Source organism: Methylobacterium trifolii, assembly GCF_022179685.1.
In the GTDB taxonomy this organism is placed as follows: Bacteria; Pseudomonadota; Alphaproteobacteria; order Rhizobiales; family Beijerinckiaceae; genus Methylobacterium; species Methylobacterium trifolii.
On record NZ_BPRB01000345.1, the window covers coordinates 1 to 8,203 of the forward strand.

Here is an 8,203-nt window from a genome sequence, read left to right on the forward strand (position 1 = left end):
CTCCACGCATGAGGGCCGCAGGACCCGTCGCGGCCCTCATGCGTGGAGTGTCCCCGATGTGCCATTCCCGGACCAGGACGCGGCAGGATCGGGTCCGGCACCGTGGCCTGGGCAACAGCCTGATCCTCGCCGGACTGGCCGCGGGCGCGATGGCGGGGTCCGCCTGGGCGCAAGGCGAATCGGCGGTGCAGCTCGACGAGTTGTCCGTCCGGGCGGCCGGGGGACCGGCCCGGCCGCCGGCCAACCCGAACGCCGTGGTCGGGCCGCCGCCGCCACCCTATGCCGGGGGCGAGGTCGCCACCGGCTCGCGGCTCGGGTTCCTGGGCAACCGCAACGTCTTCGACCAGCCCTTCAGCTCCACGAGCTACACCGAGAAGCTGATCCGCGATCAGCAGGCGCGCAACGTGCAGGACGTGGTCAACAACGACCCGTCCATCCGCACCAACGTGCCCGCCTTCTCCGGCATCCTCGGCTTCTTCATCCGCGGCTTCCCGGTCTTCGCCCAGGACATCGCCTTCAACGGCCTGTTCGGCGTGGCCGATTCCTTCAATCCGGCGATCGAGCCGATCGAGCGGGTGGAGGTGCTGCGCGGCCCCTCCACGCTTCTCTCGGGCATCCCGCCCTTCGGCAACATCGGCGGGGTGATCAACCTGATCCCCAAGCGCGCCCTGGACGAGCCCCTGGCGCGGGTCACGGTCGGCTACGCCTCGGACGCGCAGATCTACAAGGCGGTCGACCTCAGCCGGCGCTTCGGCGACGACAAGGAGTGGGGCATCCGCTTCAACGGGGCCGTCAACAACGGCAGCACGCCGATCGACAATCAGAGCCTGCATTTCGGCGTGGCTTCGCTGGCGCTGGACTATCGCGGCGAGCGCCTGCGGGCGAGCGTCGACCTCGGCTACCAGGAACTCGACTTCGATTCGCCCCTGCGCAACCGCTCGGTGGCTGCTGGCGTGCGCATCCCCCGCGCGCCCGACCTGCCCCTGAACCAGCATCAGCGTTGGGAGTACCGCGACAGCGCCAACCAGTCGGTCGCGACGCGGGTCGAGTACGACCTCACCGACGCCCTGACCGTCTACGCGGCCTACGGCCGCTCGCACTTCAAGCAGGAATATTTCGGCGGCGTGCTGACGATCTTCAACACGCGCGGCGACTACCGCGACCCGATCAGCTTCATCCCCTTCCGCATCGAGAACGAGACCGTGGAGGCCGGGCTTCGCGGCACCGTCGAGACCGGGCCGGTCGAGCACAGCTTCGGGCTGGCGGCCGTGGGCTTCTGGCAGGAGAACGCTCAGGTCCCCGGCATCAACGTCGGCCCGACCATCGTCTCGAACCTCTACGACCCGGTCTACCTTCCGCCGCGCACGGCGATGGGACTGTCGGAGGCCACCCCGCGCACCACGTCGCGGGCCAACCGCAGCATCGCTGTGGCCGACACCCTGTCCTTCCTGGAGGACCGCGTGCTGCTGACGATCGGCGGCCGTTGGCAGGGCATCGATACCCGCTCCTACAGCGCGGTCACGGGCTTCCAGACCGGTTCCAGCGACAGCGGCGCCTTCTCGCCGGGCGTGGGCCTCGTGGTGAAGCCGATCGAGCGCCTGTCACTCTACGCCAACTACATCGAGGGCCTGACCTCGCCGGCCCCGCCGGTCAACGCCGTCAACGCGAGCGCCGCCTTCCCGGCCGCGGTCTCACGCCAGACCGAGGTCGGCGCCAAATACGATTTCGGCAGCGTCGGCGTGGGCTTTGCCGCCTTCGAGATCGAACAGCCCTTCGGCTACACCGATCCGACGACCTTGGTGTTCTCGGTGGACGGGCGCCAGCGCAACAGCGGAGTCGAACTCACCGTGTTCGGCGAGCCGACGCCGGGCCTACGCCTGCTCGGCGGCGTCAGCCTCCTCGACGGCGTGCAGGTGCGGGCACAATCGGCCGCCACGCTCGGCAAGACCGCGGTCGGCGTGCCCGACGTACAGTTGAACCTCTACGGCGAGTACGACCTGCCGCCCTCCCTGCTGGCCGGCCTCAGCCTGACGGGGCGGGTGATCTACACGGCCTCGCAGTACTACGATCTGGCCAACAGCCAGAAGATCCCGGACTGGGCCACCCTCGATCTCGGCCTACGCTACGCCACCACCCTCGACGACCGACCCTTACCCTGCGCGCCAACGTGGTGAACGTGACGGGCAACAACTATTGGGCGTCCACCGGCCGCGGCATCCTCAGCCAGGGCACGCCCCGGACCTTCCTGCTCTCGGCCTCGATGGATTTCTGATCGGTGAGCGCTCAGGCCGCGGCCGACACCTTCGCGGGAGCCAGGGCGCCGAAGCGGCGGTCGCGGCGTGCGAACTCGGTGACGGCCGCGGCGAGATCCGTCTCACCGAAATCGGGCCACATCCGCTCGGTGAAGTGCAGTTCGGCATAGGCCGCCTCCCAGAGCAAAAAGTCGGAGAGCCGCTTCTCGCCGCCGGTGCGGATCAGCAGGTCGACGTTCACCGGCGAGCCGTGCATCTCGCCGGCCACCGCCCGTCCGAAGGCATCCCGCGAGGTGTCTGCGCCCTGGAGGCGTTGCGCGGCCGCGATGATCGCGTCGCGGGCGGAATAGTCCACGGCGATGCGCAGGTGCAGCCGGTCGCCGGCCTCGGTCGCCGCCTCGGCCCGCTCGATCGCCTCGGGAATGCCCTCCGGCAGGCGGTCGCGTCGGCCGATCACGCTGAGGCGCGTGCCGGTGCGGGCGAGCCGCGCTGTCTCGTTGCGCAGGTAGGCGCGCAGCAGGCGCATCAGGCCGCCGACCTCGTCGGCCGGGCGCTGCCAGTTGTCGCTGGAGAAGGCGTAGAGGGTCAGCGTGCCGATGCCGAGGTCCGGGCAGGCCTCGGCCGTGCGCCGGATCGCCTCGACGCCGCGGCGGTGGCCGGCGGCGCGGGGCAGGCCGCGCCGCGTTGCCCAGCGGCCATTGCCGTCCATGATGATCGCCGCGTGCAGACCGGGTCTCGAATCGGCCTGGCTGTGCATCTGAGTGGTCTCCGGGCGACGGGATTCGTGGGGGATGGTGGCGGCGCGGCGTGGCGAAATCGGGCCGCCTAAGCGGTCTTCGTATTGAGGCTGCCGTCCGGCATGCGCTCGGCGGCCTTGGCCGCGTCGCGCACCACCTGCTCCAGCACCGCGAGGTATTCGAGGAAGCGGGTGCGGCCGGCCTGGGTCAGGTGGCAGAGGGTCTGGGGCCGGTTGTGGGCCTGCCCCTTCTCGATGCTGACGAGGTCGGCCTCGCTCAGCACCGCGAGGTGGCGGCTGAGGTTGCCGTCCGTGAGCCCGCAGAGGCGCTTCAGATCCGGGAAGGGCAGGCCCTTGGGGTGGGCGACCAGGGAGGTCAGCACGCTGAGCCGGGCCTTCTCGTGGATGATCCGGTCCAGCCCCTCGTAGGAGAAGCGACCGTCCGCCCCGTCAGAGCGCGCCATCATTGCCTCCCGCGGCCCGGTGCATCACCAGGGCGAGCCAGCCCTGGCCGACAAGGAAGGGCACGCCCATCAGCCAGGGCGAGAGCCCGTGCGAACCGCTGGCCAATGCCAGCACGACGAGGCCGGCGAGCAGATACCAGGCGCCGACCCCCTGCACGGCCCTGGGCAGGATGCGCGCAGAGGCGAACAGCCCCAGGCCCATCAGCACCTGCCACAGGCCCGGCAGCATCCAGACCTGCTCGGGGGCGAAGCGGGCGATCACCAGACCGAGGCAGGCGCCGGCCCCGGCCGAGGGCAAAAACACCTCGATGGCGTTCCAGACCATGGCGTCGGCCAGTCCCGAATGCAGGCGCCGGGAGCGCCGCACCGTCTCGAAGCCGATCAGGGCGAAGGCGACGAGGGCGGCCGCGATCCAGAGGCCGAAGAACAGGGCCGGGCGCGCGTCCGCGTCGCCGAGCCAGAGGGCCTGGCCGCCGGCCACCGCGAGGGCGAGCAGGCCCGTGGCGGCGAGGGTCGCCGAGCCGAGGCCGCGGAACGCGGTGTCGCGCGCGATCTGCGAACGGATCGCGACGATGTCGGCCAGCGCCTTGTCCAGGTCCCGCATGTGGCTCACTCCGTGGCCGCACCACACTTTGCGATGCAAAGTATGACGGAAGCGTTACCGCCGCAAGCGCTCTATCGCTGGCTGCGCAGTCCGGCGAGGTCGAGGCGGCGGGTGACCATCTGCAAGTTGCCGGCCGCGTCGCGGGGCCACTCGGCCTCGGGCCGGTCGCGGTAGAGTTCGACGCCGTTCCCGTCCGGGTCGCGCAGGTAGAGCGCCTCGCTGACGCCGTGGTCGCTGGCGCCCTCAAGGGCGATGCCCGCCTCCTCGACGCGGCGCAGGGCGTCCGCGAGCGCTGCCCGCGTCGGGTAGAGCAGCGCCAGGTGGTAGAGGCCGGTGCTGCCGGGCGGTGGCGATTGGCCGCCAAGGCTTTCCCAGGTGTTGAGCCCGATATGGTGGTGGTATCCGCCAGCCGCGACGAAGGCGGCCTGCTGGCCGAAACGCTGCGTCAGCCCCAGGCCCAGCACGCCGCAATAGAACCCGAGCGCCCGGTCGAGGTCGGCCACCTTGAGGTGGACATGCCCGATGCGGGCCTCGGGATGGATCGGTTCGGCCATGCGTGCGTGGAGCCCTGCGCGCGGTGCCCCAGCAGTCGGAACCCGCTCGAAACCCAAGCCTATACCGCTCGCACCGGCCCCGGATACCGCGCCAGAATCGGGTCCGCCGTGATGAGGATAATCCCCTCCACCGTCGCCTGGGCCACCAGCAGACGGTCGAACGGGTCCTTGTGGATGGGAGGCAGCGCGTCGACGGCCACGGCGTGCGTTCCGAGAATCGGCAATTCCTCGTAGCCGTTGTCGAGCAGTCCACGGCGCAGGACGCGTGCATCGATCTGAAAGTCCGCACGGTTGAGTCCGCGCTTGATCGCGACCTCCCATAGGCTTGCCGCGCTAAAGACAGGTGTGGTGTCGGGATCTTCGACAATGGCTCGGGCGGCAGCGGGGAGCTTGTGCGACCCCTCCGCCGTCCAGAGCAGGATGTGGGTGTCGAGAAGGACCCTCACGATCCTTCAAACGATCGCACGATCTCGTCGTCTCCCATGCGATCGAAATCGTCGGGCACTGAGATCTGGCCGGCGAGGAAGCCTATGCGCCGGGGCTGTTCGGTCTTCCGTGCGTCGAGGGGAACAACCTTGACCATCGGTCTGCCCGCCTTCGCGATGACGAAGGCTTCACCACTGGCTGCCTGATCGACCAATCGCGAGAGGTGGGTCTTGGCCTCGTGGAGGTTGACCGTCTTCATCGCTTCTCCGGACTTAGTCCATTAAACTTAGTCCATATCTGCCCTGGCGGGCAAGGCGGAATGAACCGTCGCGCGGGGTTCCGTGGGCCCCCCGAAACGCCCATACTCCCCCCATGTCCGCTCCGAAGAAACCCCGCGTCTCCTCAGCCAAAGCCGAAAAGCCCGAGCTGAAGCCGCTGGACAGCTATCTCGCCGAATTGCTGAGCCCGGCCCTCAACCGCAACCGCTTGCCCGATCCGGTGGAGGCTCCGGCCCGGCCGGGGCGCCCGAAGGCGGCCGCGAAGAAGCCGAAGGCCGGCGGCGGGTTCGGCGAGGCGCCGCAGGCTGGCTACGTCGTCGGCGACGCGGCCGCGATCGATCCGAAGCTGGCGCAGGCGCTCGGCATCACCCCGCCGGAGGACGGGCCGGCGCCGGAGGGCCTGGACGAGGACCGTGAGCCGTCCCTGGCCAGCGACGGCGTCTCGGCCACGGTCGACGCCCTGGAGCGGCTGCTCATGGAGGGCAACCCGCTGTTCAAGGACGGCCAGACCTGGGTGCCGCACCGCCCGGACCGGCCGCAGAAATCGGAGGGCGGCGTGCCCTTCCGGCTCGAATCCGAGTTCTCGCCGGCCGGCGACCAGCCGACCGCCATCGCAGAACTGGTGAAGGGCGTGCGGGCCAACGAGCGCGACCAGGTGCTGCTCGGCGTCACCGGATCGGGCAAGACCTTCACGATGGCCAAGATCATCGAGGAGACGCAGCGCCCGGCCCTGATCCTGGCGCCGAACAAGACGCTCGCTGCCCAACTCTACGGCGAGTTCAAGAGCTTCTTCCCGGACAACGCCGTCGAGTATTTCGTCTCCTATTACGACTACTACCAGCCCGAGGCCTACGTCCCCCGCTCCGACACGTTCATCGAGAAGGAAAGCTCGATCAACGAACAGATCGACCGGATGCGCCACTCGGCCACCCGCGCCCTGCTGGAGCGGGACGACGTGATCATCGTCGCCTCGGTGTCGTGCATCTACGGCATCGGCTCGGTCGAGACCTACACGGCGATGTCCTTCACCGTGACCCTGGGCGAGCGGATCGAGCAGCGCCAGCTCATCGCCGACCTGGTGGCGCTCCAGTACAAGCGCATCCAGTCCGACTTCGCCCGCGGCACCTTCCGGGTGCGCGGCGACTCGATCGAGCTCTGGCCGGCCCACCTGGAGGACCGCGGCTGGCGCATCGGCATGTTCGGGGACGACGTGGAATCCATCGTCGAGTTCGATCCGCTGACGGGCAAGACCATCGCGGAACTGAAGTTCGTAAAAGTCTACGCCAACTCGCACTACGTCACGCCGCGGCCGACGCTGCAGCAGGCGATCAAGGGCATCAAGACCGAGCTGAACGGCCGGATCGAGGAACTGACCAAGATGGGCCGGCTGATCGAGGCCCAGCGCATCGACCAGCGCTGCACCTTCGACATCGAGATGATCGAGGCCACCGGCGCCTGCAACGGCATCGAGAACTATTCCCGCTACCTCACCGGCCGCAAGCCCGGCGAGCCGCCGCCGACCCTGTTCGAGTACCTGCCCGACAACGCGCTGGTCTTCACCGACGAGAGCCACGTCACCGTGCCCCAGATCGGCGGCATGTACCGGGGCGACTTCCGGCGGAAGGCGACGCTGGCCGAATACGGCTTCCGCCTGCCCTCCTGCCTCGACAACCGCCCCCTGCGCTTCGAGGAATGGGACGCGATGCGCCCACAGACGGTCAACGTCTCGGCGACCCCCGGCAAGTGGGAGATGGAGCAGACCGGCGGCGTCTTCGCCGAGCAGGTGATCCGCCCCACCGGCCTCGTCGACCCGGTGATCGAGATCCGCCCCGCCCGCTCTCAGGTGGACGATCTGCTGGGCGAGGTCCGCGAGGTCGCCCAGGCCGGCTACCGCACGCTGGTCACCACGCTGACCAAGCGCATGGCCGAGGACCTGACCGAGTACCTGCACGAGAACTCGGTGCGCGTGCGCTACATGCACTCCGACATCGACACCCTGGAGCGCATCGAGATCATCCGCGACCTGCGGCTGGGCGCCTTCGACGTGCTGATCGGCATCAACCTGCTGCGCGAGGGCCTGGACATCCCGGAATGCGCCCTCGTCGCCATCCTCGATGCCGACAAGGAGGGTTTTCTGCGCTCGGAGACCTCCCTGGTCCAGACCATCGGCCGCGCGGCCCGCAACGCGGACGCCCGCTGCATCCTCTATGCCGACCGCATCACCGGTTCGATGGAGCGGGCGATGGCCGAGACCGAGCGCCGCCGCCAGAAGCAGCTCGCCTACAACGAAGAGCACGGCATCACGCCCCAGAGCGTGAAGCGCGGCATCAGCGACATCCTCAACAGCGTCTACGAGCGCGACCACGTCCAGGTCGACACCGGGCTGGCCCGGGACGCGATCACGGTGGGCCACAACCTCAAGGCCGTGATGGCCAACCTCGAGAAGCGGATGCGCAACGCGGCCGCCGACCTCGATTTCGAGGAGGCCGCGCGCCTGCGCGACGAGCTCAAGCGGCTCCAGGCCACCGAGCTCCTGGTCTCCGACGACCCCATGGCCCGGCAGGGCGACGTGGAGCGCGAGGCCGGCAAGTACGGCCGCAAGGCCCCGCGTGGGGCCGCGGGCAGCCGGATCGCCAAGCCGACCCTTGACAACATGGGGCCGGGCACGGACCGCGAGATGCCGGCCAACGCCGTGCCCTGGCAGGAGCGGCCGAAACCCCGCTCGACGCAGGGGCTCGGCGGGCAAAAGCCGAAATACAAGGGCGGCGGCGGACGCAAGCGGGGCTGAATCGGCGTTCGCGCTGGGCGGAACGCAGCAGTTTGAGAACCCTGCGCGAGACGTGTCCCTCCCCCCTCTGCGGGGAAGGTGACCCTCGCGTGAGCGAGGGT

Annotated in this window: 8 protein-coding genes; 2 read left to right on the forward strand and 6 right to left on the reverse strand. The window is 69.4% G+C overall.

Translation table 11 applies throughout. The features are described 5' to 3' along the window. Positions 1-56: 56 nt before the first annotated feature. Positions 57-2,174: a TonB-dependent receptor gene (locus tag COGEMETH_RS24060; protein WP_238185201.1), complete on the forward strand. Its 2,118-nt coding sequence runs from the start codon at positions 57-59 to the stop codon at positions 2,172-2,174. A 109-nt stretch (positions 2,175-2,283) separates the two neighbouring features. Here COGEMETH_RS24060 and COGEMETH_RS24065 read toward each other — a convergent pair whose 3' ends face one another. From COGEMETH_RS24065 to COGEMETH_RS24090, 6 genes are all read right to left on the reverse strand, one after another. Further along, positions 2,284-3,009, reverse strand: coding sequence for a di-trans,poly-cis-decaprenylcistransferase (locus tag COGEMETH_RS24065; protein ID WP_238185202.1), 726 nt, complete (start codon positions 3,007-3,009; stop codon positions 2,284-2,286). 68 nt (positions 3,010-3,077) lie between these two features. Beyond that, positions 3,078-3,452 carry a transcriptional regulator gene (locus COGEMETH_RS24070; RefSeq protein ID WP_238185203.1) on the reverse strand — a complete coding sequence of 125 codons (375 nt, stop codon included), beginning with the start codon at positions 3,450-3,452 and terminating at the stop codon, positions 3,078-3,080. Continuing rightward, entirely contained in the window at positions 3,439-4,056 is a 618-nt protein-coding gene (locus tag COGEMETH_RS24075; protein ID WP_238185204.1) for a hypothetical protein, read from the reverse strand. Before COGEMETH_RS24075 ends, COGEMETH_RS24070 begins: the two co-directional genes overlap by 14 nt. 71 nt (positions 4,057-4,127) lie before the next feature. Beyond that, positions 4,128-4,610 (reverse strand): VOC family protein, encoded by a 483-nt coding sequence (locus COGEMETH_RS24080; protein WP_238185205.1) that lies wholly within the window; start codon positions 4,608-4,610, stop codon positions 4,128-4,130. 59 nt (positions 4,611-4,669) lie between these two features. Further along, entirely contained in the window at positions 4,670-5,056 is a 387-nt protein-coding gene (locus tag COGEMETH_RS24085) for a type II toxin-antitoxin system VapC family toxin (protein WP_238185206.1), read from the reverse strand. Then, a complete protein-coding gene (locus COGEMETH_RS24090) occupies positions 5,053-5,295 on the reverse strand; it encodes a type II toxin-antitoxin system Phd/YefM family antitoxin (RefSeq protein WP_238185207.1) in 243 nt (80 codons plus the stop codon). The genes COGEMETH_RS24085 and COGEMETH_RS24090 overlap by 4 nt, the downstream gene beginning before the upstream one ends. 113 nt (positions 5,296-5,408) lie before the next feature. Here COGEMETH_RS24090 and uvrB point away from each other — a divergent pair, with 113 nt between their 5' ends. After that, the gene (gene uvrB / locus COGEMETH_RS24095) at positions 5,409-8,102 is read left to right on the forward strand and encodes an excinuclease ABC subunit UvrB (protein WP_238185208.1); all 2,694 of its coding nucleotides are present in this window, start codon (positions 5,409-5,411) and stop codon (positions 8,100-8,102) included. Positions 8,103-8,203: the final 101 nt, after the last annotated feature.

What these genes read in the sequence shown, in the direction of transcription:
- COGEMETH_RS24060 (WP_238185201.1), top strand. Translation starts at nt 57, where the DNA reads ATGTGCCATTCCCGGACCAGGACGCGGCAGGATCGGGTCCGGCACCGT.
- COGEMETH_RS24065 (WP_238185202.1), bottom strand. Translation starts at nt 3,009, where the DNA reads ATGCACAGCCAGGCCGATTCGAGACCCGGTCTGCACGCGGCGATCATC.
- uvrB (WP_238185208.1), top strand. Translation starts at nt 5,409, where the DNA reads ATGTCCGCTCCGAAGAAACCCCGCGTCTCCTCAGCCAAAGCCGAAAAG.
- COGEMETH_RS24090 (WP_238185207.1), bottom strand. Translation starts at nt 5,295, where the DNA reads ATGAAGACGGTCAACCTCCACGAGGCCAAGACCCACCTCTCGCGATTG.
- COGEMETH_RS24075 (WP_238185204.1), bottom strand. Translation starts at nt 4,056, where the DNA reads ATGCGGGACCTGGACAAGGCGCTGGCCGACATCGTCGCGATCCGTTCG.
- COGEMETH_RS24070 (WP_238185203.1), bottom strand. Translation starts at nt 3,452, where the DNA reads ATGGCGCGCTCTGACGGGGCGGACGGTCGCTTCTCCTACGAGGGGCTG.
- COGEMETH_RS24080 (WP_238185205.1), bottom strand. Translation starts at nt 4,610, where the DNA reads ATGGCCGAACCGATCCATCCCGAGGCCCGCATCGGGCATGTCCACCTC.